General features: G+C 63.0%; 16 protein-coding genes. 7 read left to right on the top strand and 9 right to left on the bottom strand.

All coding sequences use genetic code 11. From position 1 onward, the window contains the following. Nucleotides 1-17: 17 nt before the first annotated feature. From argE to mscL, 3 genes are all read left to right on the top strand, one after another. Complete coding sequence (gene argE / locus M0D67_RS13845) at nt 18-1,268, top strand: acetylornithine deacetylase (RefSeq protein WP_171925728.1); 1,251 nt, start codon at nt 18-20, stop codon at nt 1,266-1,268. A gap of 55 nt (nt 1,269-1,323) precedes the next feature. Next, the gene (locus tag M0D67_RS13840; protein ID WP_154563131.1) at nt 1,324-2,358 is read left to right on the top strand and encodes a pyridoxal-phosphate dependent enzyme; all 1,035 of its coding nucleotides are present in this window, start codon (nt 1,324-1,326) and stop codon (nt 2,356-2,358) included. An 87-nt stretch (nt 2,359-2,445) separates the two neighbouring features. After that, complete coding sequence (mscL, locus tag M0D67_RS13835; protein WP_154563129.1) at nt 2,446-2,895, top strand: large conductance mechanosensitive channel protein MscL; 450 nt, start codon at nt 2,446-2,448, stop codon at nt 2,893-2,895. A 166-nt stretch (nt 2,896-3,061) separates the two neighbouring features. On the opposite strand, the gene M0D67_RS13830 is transcribed toward mscL, so the two are convergent. From M0D67_RS13830 to M0D67_RS13820, 3 genes are all read right to left on the bottom strand, one after another. Further along, nucleotides 3,062-5,053 carry a response regulator gene (locus M0D67_RS13830; protein WP_154563127.1) on the bottom strand — a complete coding sequence of 664 codons (1,992 nt, stop codon included), beginning with the start codon at nt 5,051-5,053 and terminating at the stop codon, nt 3,062-3,064. 79 nt (nt 5,054-5,132) lie between these two features. Then, entirely contained in the window at nt 5,133-5,612 is a 480-nt protein-coding gene (locus M0D67_RS13825; protein WP_154563125.1) for a response regulator, read from the bottom strand. A gap of 78 nt (nt 5,613-5,690) precedes the next feature. Then, nucleotides 5,691-7,301 carry an ATP-binding protein gene (locus M0D67_RS13820; RefSeq protein WP_154563123.1) on the bottom strand — a complete coding sequence of 537 codons (1,611 nt, stop codon included), beginning with the start codon at nt 7,299-7,301 and terminating at the stop codon, nt 5,691-5,693. Nucleotides 7,302-7,697: 396 nt separating this feature from the next. Here M0D67_RS13820 and M0D67_RS13815 point away from each other — a divergent pair, with 396 nt between their 5' ends. After that, complete coding sequence (locus tag M0D67_RS13815) at nt 7,698-8,192, top strand: hypothetical protein (RefSeq protein WP_028196609.1); 495 nt, start codon at nt 7,698-7,700, stop codon at nt 8,190-8,192. Nucleotides 8,193-8,306: 114 nt separating this feature from the next. Here M0D67_RS13815 and M0D67_RS13810 read toward each other — a convergent pair whose 3' ends face one another. Next, the gene (locus M0D67_RS13810; protein ID WP_266238936.1) at nt 8,307-10,793 is read right to left on the bottom strand and encodes an AsmA family protein; all 2,487 of its coding nucleotides are present in this window, start codon (nt 10,791-10,793) and stop codon (nt 8,307-8,309) included. A gap of 186 nt (nt 10,794-10,979) precedes the next feature. Between M0D67_RS13810 and M0D67_RS13805 the strand changes: the two genes are divergently transcribed. Next, on the top strand, nt 10,980-11,690 hold the full coding sequence (locus M0D67_RS13805) for an ATP-binding cassette domain-containing protein (RefSeq protein ID WP_154563163.1): 711 nt from the start codon (nt 10,980-10,982) through the stop codon (nt 11,688-11,690). Further along, nucleotides 11,687-12,493 (top strand): iron export ABC transporter permease subunit FetB, encoded by an 807-nt coding sequence (fetB, locus tag M0D67_RS13800; protein ID WP_154563119.1) that lies wholly within the window; start codon nt 11,687-11,689, stop codon nt 12,491-12,493. Before M0D67_RS13805 ends, fetB begins: the two co-directional genes overlap by 4 nt. 113 nt (nt 12,494-12,606) lie before the next feature. On the opposite strand, the gene M0D67_RS13795 is transcribed toward fetB, so the two are convergent. Both M0D67_RS13795 and M0D67_RS13790 read right to left on the bottom strand, forming a co-directional pair. Next, nucleotides 12,607-13,170 carry a DUF6013 family protein gene (locus tag M0D67_RS13795; protein ID WP_154563117.1) on the bottom strand — a complete coding sequence of 188 codons (564 nt, stop codon included), beginning with the start codon at nt 13,168-13,170 and terminating at the stop codon, nt 12,607-12,609. A 299-nt stretch (nt 13,171-13,469) separates the two neighbouring features. Next, nucleotides 13,470-14,486 (bottom strand): zinc-binding alcohol dehydrogenase family protein, encoded by a 1,017-nt coding sequence (locus M0D67_RS13790; RefSeq protein ID WP_154563115.1) that lies wholly within the window; start codon nt 14,484-14,486, stop codon nt 13,470-13,472. A 162-nt stretch (nt 14,487-14,648) separates the two neighbouring features. On the opposite strand from M0D67_RS13790, the gene M0D67_RS13785 reads away from it, so the two are divergent. After that, nucleotides 14,649-15,614 carry a LysR family transcriptional regulator gene (locus M0D67_RS13785; protein WP_154563113.1) on the top strand — a complete coding sequence of 322 codons (966 nt, stop codon included), beginning with the start codon at nt 14,649-14,651 and terminating at the stop codon, nt 15,612-15,614. 153 nt (nt 15,615-15,767) lie between these two features. Here the strand turns inward: M0D67_RS13785 and ligD are convergent, their stop codons facing one another. The 3 genes from ligD to M0D67_RS13770 form a co-directional block, all read right to left on the bottom strand. Then, nucleotides 15,768-18,632 (bottom strand): DNA ligase D, encoded by a 2,865-nt coding sequence (gene ligD / locus M0D67_RS13780; protein ID WP_154563111.1) that lies wholly within the window; start codon nt 18,630-18,632, stop codon nt 15,768-15,770. Nucleotides 18,633-18,687: 55 nt separating this feature from the next. Then, nucleotides 18,688-19,686, bottom strand: a complete 999-nt coding sequence (locus M0D67_RS13775; RefSeq protein WP_266238935.1) for a Ku protein — start codon at nt 19,684-19,686, stop codon at nt 18,688-18,690. 223 nt (nt 19,687-19,909) lie between these two features. Next, nucleotides 19,910-21,166 carry a cytochrome P450 gene (locus M0D67_RS13770; protein WP_154563107.1) on the bottom strand — a complete coding sequence of 419 codons (1,257 nt, stop codon included), beginning with the start codon at nt 21,164-21,166 and terminating at the stop codon, nt 19,910-19,912. Between the last annotated feature and the right edge of the window lie 169 nt (nt 21,167-21,335).

Genomic DNA, 21,335 nt, shown 5'->3' with positions numbered 1-21,335 from the left:
AATGCCGGAGTCTTGTCATGTCTCACGTCGCTGAAACAGCGCAGTCCTCGCAAAGCCCCGCCTCTGAATCGAATTCTTCTTCGCCTGCCTCGCTGCCAGCCTCGCTTCCGTGGGTGACCCGTCTCGTGTCGATGGACACGGTAAGCCGCAATCCGAATCTCGGTCTGATCGAAATCGTACGCGACGAATTGCGCGCAGTCGGCATCGAAGCCACACTCACCCACGACGAAAGCGGCAAATGGGCGAATCTCTTCGCAACGATTCCCGCACACGACGGTGAGACAAATGGCGGCGTGGTGCTGTCGGGCCATACGGATGTCGTGCCCGTAGACGGTCAGCAATGGGACAGCGATCCGTTCAAGCCGGAAATTCGCGACGACAAGCTGTACGGCCGCGGCACCTGCGACATGAAAGGCTTCATTGGCGCGGCGCTTGCACTCGTGCCCGAGATGCAGCGCACCAGACTCGCGAGGCCAATTCACTTCGCGTTGTCGTTCGACGAGGAAGTCGGGTGTGCCGGCGCACCGCTCCTGATTGCCGATCTGATGAAGCGTGGTGTGAAGCCGGACGGCTGCATCGTCGGCGAGCCGACCAGCATGCGCCCGATCGTGGCACACAAAGGCATCAACGCATATCAGTGCTGCGTGCGCGGCCAGGCGGCGCATTCGTCGCTCACACCGAAGGGCTTGAATGCGATCGAATACGCCGCGCGCCTGATCTGCTACATCCGCGATATGGCCGATCAATTCCGCGCGCAGGGCCCCTTCGACGAACTGTACGACGTGCCCTTCACCACGGCGCAAACCAGCACGATCATCGGCGGCAACGCGATCAATACCGTGCCCGCCGAATGCAAGTTCCAGTTCGAATTCCGCAATCTGCCCACGCTCGATCCCGAACCGATCTTCGAGCGCATCGATCAATACGCACGCGAAACGCTGCTGCCGAAAATGTTGCGCGAGCATCCATCCGCGGCCATCGAGATCACGAAGATCGCCGCGGCGCCCGGCCTCGATTCGTCTGAACAAGCTGCAATCACGCAACTCGTGCGTGCGCTGACCGCGGACCAGGACAAGCGTAAGGTCGCGTACGGCACTGAAGCGGGGCTGTTCTCGCTGGCGGGCATTCCGAGCATTGTGTGCGGTCCCGGCGACATCCAGCAGGCGCACAAAGCCAACGAATTCGTCGCGCTGGATCAGCTCGTGGCATGCGAGCGCTTCCTGCAAAAATTCATCCACAGCATGTCGGTCGAGGCGCACGCGCACTGAAACTGAGCCCGGTAAAAACGGTCTTAGCCATATCGAGGAAAAACACGCCCACGCCATGTCAACCGCCACACCGCAGCACACCGACCATACGATCAACGGCGAGCCGATCCCTACTCTCGACGACATCGCCACACAGCACTTTGCGTTGACGCCATGGGTCACGCGAACGCCGGTGTTCGACCGGCTCGACTTTCCGTCGCTGGAAGGCACGGTGGTGAACTTCAAGTTCGAGTTGCTGCAAGCGGGTGGCAGCTTCAAGGCGCGCGGCGCGTTCACTAACCTGCTCGCGCTCGACGAAGCGCAACGCAGCGCAGGCGTCACCTGTGTGTCGGGCGGCAATCATGCGGTGGCGGTCGCGTACGCCGCCATGCGTCTTGGCGTCAGTGCGAAGGTCGTGCTGTTTCGCGCGGCCAATCCGGCACGCGTCGCCTTGTGCCGGCAATATCACGCCGACATCGTCTTCGCGGAAAACCTTGCCGAAGCCTTCGAGCTCGTGCGCCGTATCGAGGCGGAGGAAGGCCGTTATTTCGTGCATCCGTTCAACGGCTATCGCACCGTGCTCGGCTCAGCCACGCTCGGCTATGAATGGGCTACGCAAACGCCCGACCTCGAAGCGGTGATTGTGCCGGTCGGCGGCGGCGGTCTCGCTGCCGGTGTGGCCACCGCCATGCGGCTCGCGAATCCGCGGGTGCACATGTACGGCGTCGAACCGGAAGGATCGGATGTGATGGGCAAAAGCTTTGCCGCCAATCACACGGTCAAGATGGGTCATATGCACACCATCGCCGATTCATTGGCATCGCCGCATACCGAGGAATACAGCTACGAGTTGTGCCGTCGCCATATCGACCAGCTCGTCACGGTATCCGACGACCAGTTGCGCGCGGCCATGCTGACCTTGTTCGGACAACTGAAGCTAGCTGTCGAACCGGCCTGCGCCGCCGCTACGGCAGCCCTGCTCGGACCGCTGCGCGAAACGCTGCAAGGCAAACGCGTGGGCGTGCTGCTGTGCGGCACCAATACCGATCCGGTCAGTTTCGCCGCGCATATCGAACGGGCGCGCCATAGCCAGTCACAGTTTCCAGAATAAACCCAATCCTTCCTTTCCGTGCCAAAAGACTAGCCTATCCTTCTCAGATTGGTATGATTCGATAATCGACTTCTGGGAGGAACGTATATGGGCATGATCAAGGAATTCAAGGAATTTGCCCTCAAAGGCAACGTAATGGATCTCGCCGTCGGGGTGATTATCGGCGGCGCATTTTCCACCATCGTCAATTCAATTGTTAAAGACCTGATCATGCCGGTTGTCGGCGTTGCCACCGGCGGCCTCGATTTCTCCAACAAGTTCGTTCGCCTCGGCGATATTCCCGCCAGCTTCAAAGGCAGTCCTGAGTCGTATAAAGACTTGCAGACAGCAGGCGTGGCAGTGTTCGGTTATGGCTCGTTTATCACCGTGGCCATCAACTTCGTGATCCTCGCGTTCATCATTTTCCTGATGGTCAAGTTCATCAATAATCTGCGCAAGCCGGCTGATGCCGCGGCGGCAGAACCGCCGCCAACGCCCGAAGAAGTCGTGCTGCTGCGTGAAATCCGCGATTCGCTGAAGAGTTCACCGCAGCGCTGAGCCGGCTGGGTGAAGTCACCCGGGTTGGGTCAACCTGAATCACGTTAAACATTCGCGTCGGCACATTAACCGGCGCAATTAAATAAGGCCTGTCGCGAGGAAATCGCCACAGGCCTTTTTCATGCCGCGTGCAAATTGCGTCGCCCGAGTCGGCGTGGCGAACACACTAAGCGTTCTTTTCGTCCCCTTCGTCCTTCTCCGCCTTCTGATTCACCGCGCTTTCGATCATCGTCTCGAGCTGTCCGAAATTGACAGGCTTGGTCAGATGCGAAGTAAAGCCGGCGCTCAGGCAACGGCGCACATCATCATCGGTACCGAAGCCCGTCAACGCGACCGCCGGTGCGTCCGAACGCTCGCGGAACGCTTTGACGAAATCGAGGCCTGTGCCATCGGGCAAGCCCACGTCGCTGATCACCAGATCGAACGTCTGTGCCTGGGTGGCGGCGAGAGCATCGTCCACACGGCCCACCATGGTCACGTCGTGACCCAGGCTGCGAATCAACTGCGCCATCACCTCGGCGGTATCCACATGGTCTTCGATCAGCAGAATGGTCAGCAGGCCGTGATGACGAACCTCATCAGGCGCTGCAACGGGTGTTAGCTCCTCCGGCGCGGCGGCGGTCGGCAGCGTGATCGTGAAAGTCGCGCCGCAGTGCGCGCCCGGGCTCTGTGCGACCACCGTGCCGCCGTGCACATCGGTCAGGGCCTTCGTGATCGCGAGACCCAGGCCCAGGCCGCCGAATTGCCGCGTCATGTTCTGGTTGCCTTGCTCGAACGCGTTGAACAGTTTGCCGATCTGTTCGGGCTCGATGCCGATGCCCGTATCCTCGACCGATATCTGCACATGCATGCGTTCGTCGTGCGTGCGCACGTAGATATGGCCGCCGTCCGGCGTGAACTTGGCGGCGTTGCGAATCAGGTTCCACAGCATCTGTTGCAGCCGTGCACGGTCGGCGAGCACGTAATGGTGCTGCGCATTCGTGCAGACGTGCACGTCCTGCTGCTTGACCTGGATCTCACTGCGAAAGAGTTCGAGCACGCTGTCTATCACCTCGTGCACGTCGACGGTTTCGAGCGACAAACGCAGCTTGCCGTTCGCCACGCGCGTGAGATCGAGCAGGTCGTCGATCAGGCGCGCTTCGAGCTCGACGTTGCGGCGAATCATGCGCACGCTCGCACGCGCCTGATCGGGCAGCCCCGGGATCATCTCCAGCACGCTAGCCCCCGCCAGAACGGGCGTGAGCGGCGTGCGCAATTCGTGCGACAGCATGGCGAGGAAGCGGTCTTTCGCGCGATTGGCTTCTTCAGCGATCTGGCGGGCAGCCTGCTCCGAGGCGAGCAGCCGTTCGCGCTCCTCGATCGCCTCGCGCTGCGGATGAATGTCCGTGCAACTGCCGAACCATTTGCTGACGTTGCCTTCGGCGTCGCGCATGGCGACCGCGCGGATGTCGAACCAGCGATAGGCGCCATCGTGGCGGCGAATTCGCAGTTCGTGCCGGTAGTCACCGGCGCCGCCCGTCACTGCCTTGAGCCAGGTACGGCGAATCTCTTCGCGATCGTCGGGATGCACCGCTTCGAGCCACGCGAGACCGTACGAACTGCTTTCCGCCAACCCGGTGTAGTCGAACCACTGCTTCGAGAGGAAATCGCAATCGCCCGCGGCGTTGCAGGTCAGCACGAGGTGCGGCAACGCCTCTGACAAGGTGCGGTAATGCTGTTCGCGATCGCGCAGCAGCAAGGCTTCGTCCGAGGCCTTCTGCAAACGCACCTGGGAGAGCACCCGCTCCACCGCCTCGGGCAGGTAATCGAGGTAGTCGCCGGATTTCGGCACCACGTCGGATACGCCCGCGCGCAAGGCTTCGATCACACGGGATTCGTCAGTAAAACCGGTCACGAGGATGGCGGGAATCCGCACGCCTTCCGCGCGCAAGCGGCGAAAGAAGTCGAGGCCGGTCTCCGGCCCGCTGAGCTGGTAATCGAGCACAAGCAGGTCGGGTGCGCCCGCGGCGAGGCGCGCGCGGGCCGCTTCGACCTGCGAGCAGATTGCAACCCGGCAGCCGGCGCGTTCGAGCGACTTGCGCGCGAGCCGCAGGATGCCTTCGTCGTCATCGACGACCAGCACAAACGCGGCAGGCTGCGTGGACACGTCTTCGGTCATGCGGAGTCTTCTCTGGCTAGGTCTGGTGTGACTATCTTGTCATGGGGCGCTTGCGGAGCGCCTTCATATAAACCTTCCGTCACGGCGCGGCCAGCCGGTGGCCCGACGGCAGTTTGACCACCTGCAGGAAGAAGCCGAGGCGGCGCACCGCTTCGATGAACGCGTCGTACTCGACTGGCTTGGTGATGTAGACGTTGCAGCCGAGTTCGTAACAGCGCGCAATTTCGCGCGGATCGTCCGTCGTGGTCAACACGATCACGGGCACCGCGGCTGTCTGCGGCGAATCCTTCAGACGCCGCAGCACCTCGAAGCCATCCACGCGCGGCATTTTCAGATCGAGCAGCACGACGAAATTCGTCAGATCTTCGCGAGGTGGGTAAGGACTGGCAGCGGCGTCCGCCGGCGCCGGGCCGAAGAAATAATCGAGGGCCTGCTGGCCGTCGCGAAAGCGCACGAAACCGTTCGAAATACCGGCGCGGCGCAGATTGCGCTCGACCAGCGTAGCGTGGCCGTCGTCATCTTCGATCAGCACGATACTGACCGTTTCCCCGTGACTCATATGCCCTCCGTACCGACAATCCACTTTTGCATGGTGCTTTTAACTATCCCCACCGTTTCCCCTGGTGCCTGTCGCGGTTCAATAGCGCGCAGGTTGTTCTGGTAACACGACAAAAAAGGTCGATCCCGCGCCTTCCGCCGACTCGACCCAAACGCGGCCGCCATGCCGTTCTACCATACGCCGCACCACCGCGAGACCGATGCCGTCTCCGTTCGCGACGTCGCCGTGCAGGCGCTGAAACGCCCGGAACACTTTCGACATATACGCCGCCGGAATCCCGAGTCCGTTGTCGCGCACATAATAGGTGCGCGTGCGCAACGCGCGCGGCTCCGTCTCGTCGACCGGTTCCGGCTCCAGCGCGCCGATCTCGATGCGCCCGTTGCGCGCCGGGTCGAGATAATTGAGCGCGTTACCGATCAGGTTGCCGAAAATCTGCTCGATCGCACCCGGGTCGCCCCATGCAGGCGGCAACTCGCGCACGGTCACCACCGTCCCGCGCTGACTGATGACGCCTTGCAGCGCATCGACCACCTTGCCCACCACCCGCCCGACGCTCACCCGCTGCCACTGATATTCGAGCCGCCCGGCGCGTGAAATCCGCAACAGCGCGTCGATGATCGCCGCCGCCCGCGTCACCGCGGTGCGTAGATATTGCAGAGACTCGCGCACGTCGCCGTCAAGAATATGCGCCATACGCCGATGTTCGGCCTCCGGCAGTTTCGCCGCCTCGACGAGGCTGTCCAGTTCGTCGCACGACACCTGCAATTCTTTCGAAAAGCCTTGCAGATTCACCAGCGGCGAGCGCAGATCGTGCGACACGCTGTAGATGAACATTTCGTTGTCTTGCGTCTCCTGGCGCAGCTCCTCGTTGACGCCAGCCAGTTCCCGCGCGCGCGCTTCGAGCCGCACTTTCAGCCTGGCTTGCTCGCCTTCGGCCTCGCTTAGGCGTTCGCCCGTCTGATGCAGCACCGCGTCGAGCGCGGCAATTTCGTCGTTGCCGGACAGCGGCGCCGCAAGCTGCCGCCCGCTGCCGAGGCGCTCGGCATTGCCGGTCAACACCTCCAACCGCCGGCCGATGCTGCGCGCAAACACGACGGCAGTGGCCGCCCAGATCAGCATCGAGCCCAACACCGCGGCGATCAGCGCGTATTGCTGGCGTTCGCGGCGCCGTGCCAAGGCCGCGCCGCGCTCGGCGTCGAGCCGCGAGGCCTCATTGCTGAACTCGGTGAGCTGATCGCGAAACAGTGCGATCTGCTGGGGAAGCGCGCCCGTGTCCAGCGCGGCAAACGAATTCAGGTTGCGTCCTGCGCGCAGCGCCTGCGAGATCGCGGCGGCCTGCACGCGATAGGCGTCGATCGCCTGTTGCATCTTGCGCACGCGCACCACCTGCTGCGGCGTATCGGCCACCAACGTTTCCAGATTCGAAAGCCGGTCGCCGAGATCGACCCATACGGTGTGGCGGTCGACAAACGACGGATCGCCGACGACCATGCCCGTGCGGACCCGCACGGCCTGACGCAGCAGCGGATCGACAATGGCCGACGACTGATAAAGGATCTGCTTGCTGTTGCTGACCCACCGCGCGGCCTGCGCTGTTTGCTCCTGGGTATCGAAGACGACGCCCAGAAGCGCCAGCTCGACCACGCTCGGCACTGCAATCAGCAGCAGACCCTTGGTGAATAGTTTCATGTTCGCCCGAAGGGTCGTTCAAGCCGCGGCGGTGCGCACGGACCATGCGCCTCGCCTCGGCATGCGGGCGGGCCGTTGCGGTGCAGGACTGGCCAGCACGCCGCGGTGCAGCCGGACGGGCCATTATCGACGTGAATGTGAGATATTTCAACGTAGCGGCAAGATGCGCTCACCCACATAAAAATGACTTTTTTATTGATACGAGTTGTTTTTTCGGCGGCGTGGGCGTCTATGATGGAGACAGATGTGCTGGGAAGCGAAAGCGCGCGGCGAGGCGGTTCGGCATGATTCGTGCGGGAGGCGGTGGGACGGCGTAGATGCCGAATCATCGTGAATCCGGCCTTGTCGTATGCTATAAAAGATCGACGTGCGGCGCGCGAAGCCGGGAGTTGTCGCATGAGGACGCTGCGTTTCTTGCAATTCTTTTTCAGGCGAATTTTTATGTCCTTCCCGAAAAAGCGTAGACGCGCGAAGGTGGACGGCGATGAGTCGTTCCTCGCGGTACTACGGCATTTCAAGCCGTTCGGTCAGCTCGACACCAAAATTGCGCGCGCCCGCGCGCAGGACGAGCCGGTACTCTATGCACATGTGCTGCCCGGGCTCGACGTTCTTCTGTGCAGCGTGCGCGGTGCCCAGCCGCCCTATCCCGCGCCAGCCGAATTGCGGCGGCGTTGTATCGAATCCATTACCAATGCATTGGAACAGCCGCTCGATGGACTCGAGAACGGCGGGTATTGGTATGAAGCCGACGGGTTTGGGTTCCTGGTCTTTGCCAGCCGGGCCAGAGGCAAGATCCTGACGGAGTTTGGCGCCACTCGCGTTGGCGGCGCCCGGCGAGGGGTTCGCAGGCAGGATGCGGCGGGGGATGCCGCTCCGCGCTCGCTAAGGTAGTTATTTTCTTTCCTTTTCTTTATCGGCGCCGATGTCTTCGAGCACGCGGCGCCGATTGCCGTTTTTTCTTTCGCCCGCGCGGCGCCTGTTGGTCTGCAGACAAAGCAGAAAACATTAACTCCCCTTATATTCGGCCCCCGTGGCCGGCGCCGTGACCGCAGGCTTCCTGTCGGCCGCACCCGGTGAGGCGGCGCCAGAGGAAGACTTGTTCACTGGCGCGCCGTCGAGGGAAATGGCCGGCTTGGGCTGTTGCTTCATACCCGGCGGCGGCGCGGTCGGCGCCTGACGAACCTGCGACAGCAACTGTCCGCACGGCAGCGGTTGGTTATTGCTAGGCGCAAGCAGCGGAATCAGCGCCGCAAACGGATTGATCAACCCGAGCCCGATTACGGCGCCCCCTCGCAGCGCCAACGCGGTGGCGTTCACCCCGACGCGCGGATCCTTGAACGTCCCCTTCACATACAGCGGCGAGCGCAGCGAAAACACCCGGAAGCCCTTGGTATGCGGATGCACACCAAGATCCATCGATTCGTCGCGCAGATTCACGTTGCCGTCGATGTTGATGACCGCGTCGTCCGTGTCGAGCGCGAACACACGCGAATCCAGCACACCGTTCGTCGCGACAAAATCCGCGGCCGCGCAGTTGATCTTCACGTCGCGATTGCCGAACAGCTTTTCATAGACCACGTTCGCCACGTTCAGGCCCGCGGCTTCCATCAGCAGGCGGCTTACCGTCCCGTCGGTGATCAATGCCTTCACCTCGCCGTTCGACGTCGCTGCAAGCGCTGCCGGCGAGTTGCCGGTTGCGGTCAGCGCGGCGTCACCGTTGATTTCGCCGAGCGCATTCTGCATCGTCTTGAAGTTCGGAAACAACTGCTTGAGCTTCAGATGCCGCGCCGACATCGCGAAGCGGCCCTTCAGCGGCGTCGCGCTGCCGTCCAGATGAATATCCGATGACAACGAGCCGCCTGCCACGCCGAACTTCAGCGGCTCGAACGACAGCACGCCGTCGGTCATCACGACGTGCGTGTACAGGTCCGTGATCGGCAGATTGGCGTCCTTGACGATGCGGCGCCCCGTGAACTTCACGTCGGCGTCGATCGCCTTCCAGCGGTCGGTGCGGAATTCTTCGACCGGCAGAACCTTGTTGCCCGGCTGCACCGTCGCGTCGCCCCGTTTGGCCTTGCTGGCGTTCGAGTCCGCGCCGATGACCGGCGCCAGATCGGCGAATTGCAGCAGATGCGACACCAGTTCGCCCTGCAACAGCGGACGCGGCTCACGCGCCGTGTAGGTCAGCGAGCCATTCAGATCGCTGCCGCCCACCCGGCCTGTAAAATTTTCATAACTGAAGACGTTGCCGCCGGACTTGAACTGGCCAACAAGACGCCCCTCGGTCGCATACGGCGGCGTGTCGGGCAAGGTCACGCCTGTCAGCGAATACAGCCGCGCCAGACTGTTGCCTTGCAGCCAAAGTCGCATATCGACCGCGGCAAGATGCGCCGGATCGGTGATCGTGCCCACGAGGCCGACGCGCAGATCGCCGGCCTTCACATCGGCCTGCACCGGGAACGGCCGGTTCGCGTCCTGCAACGCCAGCACGCCGCCCACCTTGCCGCTGCCGGATACCGGCGTCTTGTTATAGGTGCCCTTGACTGTCCAACCGATCGCGTACGGCGGGATCGCCGGCTTTGCACCGTGCGCCGTGCCTGTCTCGCTGGCGCTCGACGCCGAGGCTCCCGCGGCGCCGCTTGCACCCTCACTCGCACCCTCGCTTGCACCGTTCGCCCCGCTGGCAACCAGCGCACCCGAAGCGCCATTCGCCGCCGTCGCGCCCGACGCGGCGATATCCGTCGACGAGGCGCCGGAAGCCGCCACCGCGGACGCCGCCGCCGCTTCCGATGCAGCCTGCGCGTTGGCCTGTGCCGTCAGCTTGCTCGCCCCCGCTTTACCGACCGCCTCCGCCGATGCGCTGCGCGATGCCGTCTCCTGCTGCTTCATCACCTCGCCGAGCGGAATCGGCTGGCCGAGCGTATCGATGGCCATCTGCATCTCGACCTTCTTCTGCTGATCCGACAGCCCGATATTGCCTTTGGCAAACGCGATGTCGTGCAGATCGAGCTTCCATTCGGAAGGCCCGCTGGAAGACGCCAGTTTGAAGGTCCAGTTGTCGCGCCCGTCGAGCAGTCGTTCGAGGTCGACCGAAGGATTCACGAGGTTGATCGCGGGAATCACGATGTCGTGCGCGAGCAGCGGCAGCACCTTGACCTGGAAGTCGATTTCGTCCAGCGTCGCGAAGTGCGGCTGTTTGGCCCAGTCGGGATTACCTACCGTGATATTGGCCGCCGAAAACCGCGGCCAGGGCACCCAGCCACGCCAGCCGGTTTCGCCGACCGGATGCTGCCAGCCTACTTTCAGATCGCCGTTGATCGCGAACGGCCGGCCGATCGCCTGCGTAACCTTGTCGTCGATGTAGGGACGGGCCCGGTTCCAGTCAAAAGTCAGAATGAAGATGGTCAGGGCGACAATCAGAATGACGATGATCGCCAGCAACCATGCGATGATTTTTCCTATCCGTCTTCCAGTCGTGCTCGACACTGCCATTGAGAAGCTCCGCCTTTGTTCTTCGTTGTACATGAGGGACAGCACGTATCGTGCCTGGTGTTATTGTCTAATAGGGGTCGTTTTATCATGCCGCACAGTTCGGGCACAGGTTTCCCTGCCACGGAAACGTAAGGAAATGTCATGGCGGCCTCCGAATCCACGCAAAAATCCACCACCACCCAACTCATGACAGATGTTCCCTTCGTCCTTGCGGACGGCATCGCCCGGCGCGATGCATTGCGCGGGCAAACGCTGCTGCAGCCGACGACCTTCGCCCTCTGCGCGGGCGACCGCGTCGCGGTCACCGGGCCGTCGGGCTCGGGCAAGAGCGTGTTTCTGCGCGCCCTCGCCCTGCTTGATCCGCTCGATGCCGGACGCATCATGTGGCACGGCGCGGCGGTCGAGCGCGCCGCCATTCCGCGTTACCGGCGCAACGTCGCGTATATCCGGCAGCGGCCCGCGCTGCTCGACGGCAGCGTCGAGGACAACCTGCGTTACCCGTTCGAATTGCGGACCTATCGCGACGTGCGCTTCGATCGCGCACGCGCGGCAAGCCTCGCCGCTCAGGCAGGCCGCGGCGACGATTTTCTCGACAAGCGCGCGAGCGAATTGTCCGGTGGAGAAGCGCAGATCACCGCGCTGATTCGCGTTCTGCAACTCGCGCCCGAAGTGCTGCTGCTGGATGAACCCACCGCGTCGCTCGACCCGGAGTCGTCGCGCGCGATCGAAGCTTTGGTGCACGCGTGGTTCGCGGCTGAACCCGGCCGGCATGCGTCGATGTGGGTGTCGCACGATCCGGCGCAAGCCGCGCGCATGAGCGAGCGGCACCTCACGATGCGCGCCGGCGTGCTCGACGAATCCTCAGTGACACCCGCGCATCAGGAGCTCGGCCAATGACATTGCAAAACCTGAGTCTCTGGGACGTCGCGATCGCCGCGTTGCTGATCGTGGTGAACGGCGTGGTGTCGGTGGCGCTCAAGCTCGATCTCGAACGCAAGCTCGCGTGGGCGGCGGTACGCACCGTCGTGCAATTGCTGGCGATCGGCTATGTGCTCGGCTGGGTGTTTCGCTATGACCACTGGTTCGTGGTGCTGCCCTTGATGGTCGTGATGACGCTGATCGCCGGCTTCGCGGGTGCGCAGCGCGGCAGCCGCACTTACGCCGGGCAGCGTGCGGACAGTGTGCTGTCGATCTGGGTCAGTTCGTGGCTGGTGGCCGCGGTCGGACTCTTCGTCGTGATCCGCATTCACCCATGGTACGAGCCGCAGTACGCGATTCCGATTCTCGGCATGATCCTCGGCAATACGCTCACCGGCGTGTCGCTCGGCATCGAACGGATGACCGAGGAACTGACCGCGCGGCGCGACCGAGTGGATATGGCGCTCGCGCTCGGCGCGACCCGTTGGGAAGCAGCGCAGGCGCCGGCGCGCCAGGCGGTGCGCGCGGGCATGATGCCCACATTGAATCAGATGGCCGTGGTCGGCGTGGTGAGTTTGCCGGGCATGATGACCGGGCAGGTGCTGGCCGGTCAGTCGCCGTTGCAGGCAGTGCGCTATCAGATCGTGATCATGTTCCTGATCGCGGCGGCCTCAGCCCTGGGGACGGTGGGCGCGGTGCTGCTCACGTATCGGCGGCTCTTCTCGGCGGAGCACCGGTTTCTGTCGGCGCGGCTGGTGGAGCGGGCCGCAGCGCAGCGTTGATGGGGCAAACAACATACGCTGGGCGACGCGGCCGGCGTCGCCCTTTCGCGGTTTGTCTCATCGGCCGCGCGCCGTGGACGCGGCACTCATCGCCCAGGCTTCACCCGTAACCGTCAGCGTTTCGCGGTGACCGCCACTTCGGTGCCGTCATTAAGCGTCAGCGTTTTTGTGGTGCCGTTGGTCGGCATCGTAAAACGCAGAATCTGGCTGACTGCCACGCTGTTCGGACACTTGAGCGTTTTGCCGCCGCTCGTCACCGTCTTGACGCCATGCGGCGTCTGCGCCTGGAAGCTCAATTGCACTGACGCGGTGCCGTCACTGCCGACGACCGGCGCAAAACGGATCTGCGTCTGGCGAATCATCGCGCCGTTGGTATCGGTTGGCAGCGACGAGTAATTCGGGCAGCTATCCGTCGCGGGCACGGGGCCGCCTGGCGGCACCGTCTTCCACGTGAAGTCGTCCGATTCGCCGGAGCGGATCGTACGCGTTTCCTGTGAATTACCGAACTGTTTCGACGTGACGCGGACCGTATAGCGAATCGGACCGTCGAGGGCGGACTGCGACGTCACCGTGATCGGCGTGGCTGCGTGAGCTGCCGTCACGAGCATGCCGGACGCGAGCGCGCATGCGAGAGAAGCAACAACTGAAACGGCGGAGAGTTTGAAGCTGGAGCTCATACTGTCACCTCGTTGTTGTGCCGCTGCGCGCCCGCTCGAGCGCTACTGCCAATGCACCGCCTGACTGGAGCCTGATTCACACCTGGTGAATACCTGGTTAGCACCTGGTAGCACCTGGTTAAACCCGGCTGAGGCCCTGCCAGACGAGCTGCGAGACGCGCAACTGTTTTAGCATGATGCCCCACCAGTCTACCGCCAAGCGGCGCTGCGCGCGCTTCATACGAATCGGGTGTTACCCCGCTTGCGTTGAGGCGTTTTCTGCGCGTGCGACGTGACAGGAACGCCAAACCTCGCGCAGTCTAGAAGCCCGTCAGCACCAGCTTGCCGATCGCGCGCCCCTCTTCGAGCAGCCCATGCGCACGGCGCAGATTGTCGGCGTTGATCGTGCCGAGATTCTGGCCGACCGTCGTGCGCAACGTGCCCGCATCGACGAGACGCGCCACCTCGGTTAGCAGCTTATGCTGCTCGATCATGTCCGGCGTGCCGAACATCGAACGCGTGAACATGAACTCCCAGTGGAACGCGGCGCTTTTCGCCTTCAATAGTTCGACAGGCAGCGGCTGGCTGTTTTCGACGATCGTGCAGATGCCGCCCTGCGGCTTGATCACTTCAGCGGCTGCCGGGAAATGCTTGTCGGTATCGTTGAAGATCAGCACGTAATCGACCTGGTCGATGCCAAGCTTTTTCAACTGCGCGGGCATATGGTCGAAGTGATCGACGATATGATCCGCGCCCAACTCCGTCGCCCACTTCGCCGATTCAGGGCGCGAGGCGGTCGCGATCACTTTGAGTTTCGCGAGTTGTTTGGCCAGCTGAATGCCGATCGAACCGACCCCGCCCGCCCCGCCGATGATCAGCACCGTGCGGCCTTCATCCGCGCCTTGCGGCGACACGCCGAGGCGGTCGAAGAGTGCTTCCCAGGCGGTGATCGCGGTCAACGGCAAAGCGGCCGCGTGCGTGAAATCGAGCGATGCCGGCTTGCGCCCGGCAATGCGTTCGTCGACCAGATGGAACTCGCTATTCGCGCCCGGCCGGGTAATGCTGCCCGCATAGAAAACCGGGTCGCCGACCTTGAACAGCGTGACGTCTGGGCCAACCGCCACCACCGTGCCGGCGGCGTCCCAGCCGAGCACCCGCGGCGCTTTCTCGACGGTGTCTTTCGGGGCGCGCACCTTGGTGTCGACCGGATTGACGGAGATGGCTTCGACCTTCACCAGCAGGTCGCGGCCGGCGGCTTCGGGTTTGGCAATCTCGACGTCGACTAGGGACTCGGCTTGATCGATCGGCAAATAACGATAGAGACCTACAGCTTTCATCACAGCTCCTGTTCTTTCAGATGAGGTTAAGAAACCGGCGATCGATGCCCACGGCGCCTGGCGCCACGCAGGGCAATCGATCGCATTGACGTCATCGTAAGGCGGTTCTTATTCTCATAAAAGCATCATAATGACTGAAACATCTTTTTGAATTTCAGAATAATGGACCAGCCTGCCGACCCCGTGGAACCCGCCGCAAAGCCCTCGTCCGGCGAACGGGAACGACTCGATCTACTCGACGTCGCCCTGTTCGTGCGGGCCGCCCTGCTCGCCAACGTGTCGGCGGCCGGCCGCGAATTCGGCCTGTCGGCGGCGGTGGCGAGTTCGCGCATCGCACAGCTCGAAAGGCTCCTTGGCGCGCGACTGCTGCATCGGACCACTCGTCGCATCAGTCTCACGCAGGATGGCGAAGTGTTCATGACACGCGCTCAGGCGCTGCTCGACGCAGCCGATGCCGCACGCGCCTCAGTCGGCCGCGCGCAGGCCGAGCCGCAGGGGCGTCTGAGGGTGTCGATGCCATCCTCTTTCGGGCGGCAGCACATATCGCCGGTGATCAGCGAATTTCTGCGCCGCTATCCCGGCGTGAGCGTCGACCTGCGTCTGACGGATCAGATGGTCGATCTGGTCGATGCGGGTATCGACGTGGCGATCCGGGTCGGCGTGCTCAAGGATTCGTCGTTGGTGGCGCGGCGCCTGGCCGTCAACCGCCGTGTGCTATGCGCCGCGCCCGCTTATCTCGCCGCGCGTGGGGCGCCGCACCATCCTTCGGACCTCGCCCAGCACGAATGCATCATCCTGTCAGACCAACGCGACTGGGCATTCGTGACGCCCGCCGGACCGCTTACGGTGCGCGTGAGCGGACGCCTCGTCGTCGACAACGGCGAAGTCATTCGCGACGCCTTGCTGGCCGGTTTCGGCATCGCGCTCAAGTCGACGTGGGACGTGGCGCCGTATCTGCGCAGCGGCGAACTGGTCAGCGTGCTCGACACCTATCCGCTCGCGGAGCAAGTGGCGATCTGGGCGGTCTATCCCAGCCGTGCGTTCGTGCCGCCGAGGACGCTCGCGTTCATCGAGTTCCTTGCCGCGCATTTCGGCGATCCGCCTTATTGGGATGTGGAGCCGGTGTGAGCCGGGCGGGCGAGACGTCAGACCGCATCAAGGTGCTGACCACCCATGGCGTCGGTGCATGCGGGTCGGCCTGCTTCCCGCCGTCAGACGATTGCGCTGAGGTCTTCATGGTTTGCTCCTTTTTCAGGTTGAATCAGGCCGGCTGGATCGCGATCACTCCGCTTCATCCAGACGTTTTCTCATGGCTGCGGTGATGCGTTGACGTGTCTTCGCGTAGTCCGCCCACGGGTCGCGCTTAAGGCCTGCGAGACGCTCGTGCACGTTTTCGACGGTCCATTGATCGCCGCTCGTCGTGGTGGCGACTTCGTCCCACGAGAGCGGCACTGAAACACCCAGGCCCGGCCGGGCGCGCGCAGAGAATGCGGCCACCGTACTCGAGCCGCGGTTGTTGCGCAGGTAGTCGACAAAGATTTTCTGCTTGCGATTCTGGGCCCCCATCTTCGCGCTGAAGTACTTCGGCAACGTCGTCGCCATGTGCTGCGCGACGGCCTGCGAAAACGCCTTCACTTCGTCCCAGCCGGCGTGCTTCGCGAGCGGCACTACGACATGGAACCCCTTGCCGCCGCTCGTCTTGCAGAACGAGGTCAGACCGAGTTCTTCGAGCAGCGAGCGCGCCAGTTGCGCGGCCTCAATCATCCGCTCCCAACCGAGCGATGCGTCCGGGTCGAGATCGAACACCATGCGGTTGGGTTTTTCGATGTTCGACACCACGGCATTCCACGTGTGAAATTCGATCGTGCCCATCTGGGCGGCGCCGACCAGCGCTTTGAGCGTATCGACGGTTATCAGCGGTGGATGACCGGGGTCGAGTCCGGGATGCTGCGTGACGTTGGGGATCGACATCTTCTGGCTGTGCTTCTGGAAAAACAGCTCGCCGCCGATGTCCTCGGGCGCGCGCACCAGCGACACCGGCCTGTCCTGAAGATGCGGCAGCATCCAGTCGGCGACCGATTCGTAGTAGCGCACGAGATCGATTTTGCGGGTGCCGGTGCTTTTGTCGATGACGCGGTCGGGATGGGATACGCGAACGCCGGCGACTTCGGCTGGCGTTGTAGCGGGTTTTGATTTCGTTGTGGCGGTTTTGGTTGCTGGCGTTTTTGTCGTGCGTTTCTTCGCCACGGTGTCGGATGCGGTATCGGTTTGCTCCTGCACATCGGCTCCTTTACGGGGTGCTTCCCGGACGATCTGCCGCGCCGGTTTGTCATTGCGCAGGCTCACGAACGACGCCTGCCGCACGATGCCCTCGCTCGTCCATTCAGCGAAATTGCATTCACAGACAAGCACAGGTTCGACCCAATGCACCGGCGTGCGACTGCGCTCGCGCGACGTGCCGGCGAACGGCATGCGGCTGGTTGCGTGCGCGTCGAGTTTCTTCTTGAGCGAGCGCAGCAACGCAGCGTCGAAGCCCGTGCCGACACGGCCGGCGTATTGTAGTTTGCCTTTGCCGTCGTAGACGCCAAGCAACAACGCACCGAAGGCCGCACGGCTACCCGCCGGCTCCGAATAGCCGCCGATCACGAATTCCTGGCGGCGTCGGCATTTCAATTTGATCCATGCGGACGAACGCCCCGAGGTGTAGCCACTATCGCGCCGTTTGCCGATGATGCCTTCGAGCGCCATATCGCATGCGCTCTTCAGCAGATCGTCGGCGCTGAACGCGAAGTCGTTCGAGAAGCGCAGTACGCTGTCGTCGTGCCCATCCAGGCCTTCCAATAACGCGCGCAGAATCGCGCGGCGTTGTTCGAGTGGCACGTCTCGCAAGTCGTAGCCGTTCAGGAACGGCACGTCGAACAGATAGATGACGATGTCCTGCGGGCGGTCCGCATCGAACGCGTTTTGCAGCGCCTGAAAACTCGGTACGCCATTGCCATCGAGCACCACCGCTTCGCCGTCGAGCCAGGCGCTTTCGATGTCGAGTTGTTCGAATGCCTTCACCTGCTTGTCGAACTTTGCGGTCCAATCGTTGCCTGCGCGCGTGAACACCTTGAGCGCACGGGTCTTTGCGTTTCGGTCGATGCGAGCCAGTACACGATAGCCGTCGAACTTGATTTCGTATGCCCATTCATCGCCGGGTGGCGCGGTGTCCACGAGCGTCGCCAGTTGCGGCTTGAAGGTGGCGGGCAACGCGGCCTTGACCGCGCCTTCGATCGAGGGCGATGCGGCAAGCTCGCGCAGTGACTGCGTGCTACGGGTCGACACGATGTCGGTTTTTTTCGGGTCGGGAAGGCTTGATGAGCTGGCTTTCGCGCCGTTCCTGCCAGTGGTGTTCGAGATCAATGCTGTTTCTTTGGCCCTAGCGGCGTTTGAAGTCCTCGCAGCCTTGATTCCAGTCTTCGCTCCGGTCCTGCTCGCGCTCTGGCGTGTGGACTCGCTCGCAGTTGTCCTTGTCGCGGTCCTCGTGGCCTTTGCGCGCTTGTCCACCGACGCACTGCCCTCCAGTACGCTGCCAAGGCACTCCTTCAAGACGTCGTATTCGTTCTGATCGCGTGCTTCCTCGTCGCGCTCCTTGATCAGCAGCCACTGCTCCTTGTCACCGCTGCCGCGCATATGACTGCGCACCAGCGTCCAGCCACCGCGCAGTTTTTCGCCAAAAAGCAGGAATTTGAGCTTGCCCGCCTTATACGATCTGGCAGCCTCCGCCGCGCCGCCGACCGGCTCCCACGTCCCGCGATCCCACACGATCACGGTCCCCGCGCCATAGTTGCCAGGCGGGATATCGCCTTCGAAAGAACCATACTCGACAGGGTGATCTTCGACATGCACCGCGAGCCGTTTCACCGACGGGTCGAGGCTCGGCCCCTTTGGCACCGCCCACGACAGTAACGTGCCGTTCAGTTCGAGGCGGAAGTCGTAATGCAAGCGCCGCGCGTCGTGCTCCTGAATCACATACGACAGCGCCTCGTTCAATACGCGCGTAGCGCTCTTGCGACCGGCTTTCTTCCGCGCAGCCGTGCCCGATGGCTCCGGCGTTTCGTCGAAGCGGCGCTTGCGGCTGTAGAGATCGAGCCTGTCGTTCATGGAGATGAACTCGTCGTGGATCGAGCTGGTGCGGTGTTATAGATCAAGCGAGCGATCAGGCGGCCGCACGCCGTTTGCGAGCAGCCGGGGCCGACTTGGCGCTGCCGCCACTGCTCTTGCCGCCATTGCGACTCGTACCCGCCGAGCGCGCCGCACGCGGCTTCTTGCGGGCTGGCGCAGCTGCTTCGGCTTCGGCATTGTCGCCCTCCTCATCATCGTCCACGGCATGCTTGCGCGCGCCCGTCGCCGGCTTGCCTTTGCCGCGGCCGAGGCTGCGCTTGAGCAGGTCGGACAGATCGAGGATGTCGGCGGATTGGCGCGATTCGCGCGGCGCCTCGACCTCGGTGATTTCCTTGGTCTTGCCCGCGCGAATCTTTCGATCGACCAGCGCCATGATGTCGTCGTGGAACGTGTCGTGATACTGCGATGGATCCCACTTGTCGCTCATGTCGTTGATCAGTTTTTTCGCCATGTCGAGTTCACGCGTCGTCACGCCGGCCGCTTTCATCCCTTCCGGCGGCAGTTTGAATTCGTCGAAGTCGCGTACCTCGGCGGCCCAGCGCAAGGTGTTCAACGCCAGCATCGGCCCAACTGGAATCAGCGCCGCGAGATGTTGCTTATTGTGCAGCACGACACTCGCCACGCCGATCTTGCCCGACGCTTTCATCGCTTCGCGCAGCAGCGCGTACACCTTTTCCCCCTTGCGGTCAGGTGTCAGAAAGTACGGCGTGTCGAGATAAAGAAACGAGATGTCGGGTGCGTCAATGAAGGCGAGGATATCGACCGTCTGCGTCGACTCAGGATTGGCCGCGCGAATCTCGTCGTCCGAGAGAACAACGTACTTGTCCTTTTCGTACTCGAAGCCGCGCACGATGTTCTCGCGCGCCACTTCCTTGCCGGTGCGCTTGTTAATCTGCTTGTAGCCGATCGGATCGATCGTGCGCTTGTCCAGCAAATTGAAGCCGACTTTCTCCGACTGCGTGGCCGGATACAACTGCACCGGAACGTGGACGAGGCCAAAGCTGATTGCGCCCTTCCAGATCATATGTGCCATCGTGCGCTCCCAAGGCCTGAGACCTTTGGTGAAGCAGCAAGCGTGCCACGGTTTTGCGCGCTATCCCGGGCTCGGTACGGCGGTGGCTGCCACGGTTCTGGACGCTATGGCCGCCGTGGTGCCGTGCCGGTTGTCACAGGCATCGGCTGTAAGTCTTGCGCCATATCGGCAAAAGATACGGCGCTTGCGGGCTCGTCCAACGGTGCTCGGCAAGCGCCGATCTTCAACCGCCGCTCGTCGGTTCGAGTTCGATCGGCACCGCAGCGAAGCCGCGAAACCGCACCCGTCCGCCGCGCGTTGGCTCGTCGTCGAGCCGATACGCCGGAAAGCGCTGTACGAAGCGTCCGATGGCGATCCGCGCCTCGAGTCGCGCGAGCGACAACCCTGCGCACTGGTGGATGCCGAAGCCGAACGCCAGATGCCGGTTCGGATCGCGGCGGATGTCGAAGCGGTCCGGTTCCGCGAACTGCTCGGGGTCGCGATTGGCCGCGCCGATGCACAGCGTGACGGGCGTACCACGCGCCACCGCGACGCCGCCGATCTCCGTGTCGACCGTGACCATCCGGTTGCCTAGCTGGTTCGAGCTCTCGAACCGCAAACACTCTTCGACCGCCGACTCGATCAGCGACGGTTCGCGCAGCAACGCGGCGCGCTGTTCCGGCCAGGCGGTGAGCGTAACGAGACCGTTGCCGATCAGATTCGTGGTGGTCTCATGACCGGCGTTCAGGATGAAGATACAGTTTTGCAGCAGTTCCGCTTCCGACAACTGCTCACCGCCCGGTTCTCCTTGTTCGCCCTGGATCAGGCGCGTCAGCACGTCGCGCTGCGGATCGCCGGGTTCGCGCCGGCGCCGTGCCACCAGATCGCGCAGATAGTCGACAAACTCTGTGACCGCCCGGTTGCCCCGCTCGAGCTGCGCCTCGTTCAGCGACGGCTCCAGCGCGCCGAGGATTGCCAGCGACCAGTCGCGCAACGGCTCGCGCTCAGCGTGCGGCACATCCAGCAGATTGCCGATGATCTCCACCGGAATCGCCGACGCGAACTCGCCGATCAGATCGATCCGGCCACGCGCGGCGGCTGCATCGAGCAAACCATCGACGAGGCGGATCAGCCCCGGCTCCATGGCCGCGATCGCGCGCGCCGTCAGCGCGCCGGCGATCAGTTTGCGCACCCGCGTGTGACGCGGCGGATCGTTGAAGACGAGACTGGTGGTGTGATGGCTGTAGAGCGGCGAGTCGCCGTACTTCGGTTTGAATTCGACGGTCTTGTCGGAACTGAAAGTTTTCGGGTCGCGGTAGACCGCCTGCACGTCGCGAAAACGCGTCAAAAACAGCGAGCCGTCCGGCATGCGTTTGACCGGTTCATAGGTGCGCAGCGCGTGGTAGACCGGGTATGGGTCGGCGTAGAACGCGGGACTCAGCTGGCGCAGATCGAAATCGCGTGCGAGGGTGGGCGCGTCGCTGGCTGTCGCAGGGGGCATTGCTTGTCTCCGTGGTGATGCGCCTCGTCATGGGTGCCGATACCTCGCCGATGCGTGCCACATGCGGGTGCGCTGCGCGGCTTTTGGACGCGATGGGCTTGGCGGGTTCGATAGGCTGCGGGGCGTCGTTCGAAGCGCCAGTATGACGCGGGCGCCTGATCGTTGCACG

Source organism: Paraburkholderia sp. SECH4 (assembly GCF_030511745.1).
Classification (GTDB): Bacteria; Pseudomonadota; Gammaproteobacteria; order Burkholderiales; family Burkholderiaceae; genus Paraburkholderia; species Paraburkholderia madseniana.
Note: the sequence above shows the minus strand (reverse complement) of the source record. Positions and strands in the feature narration are given on the sequence as shown.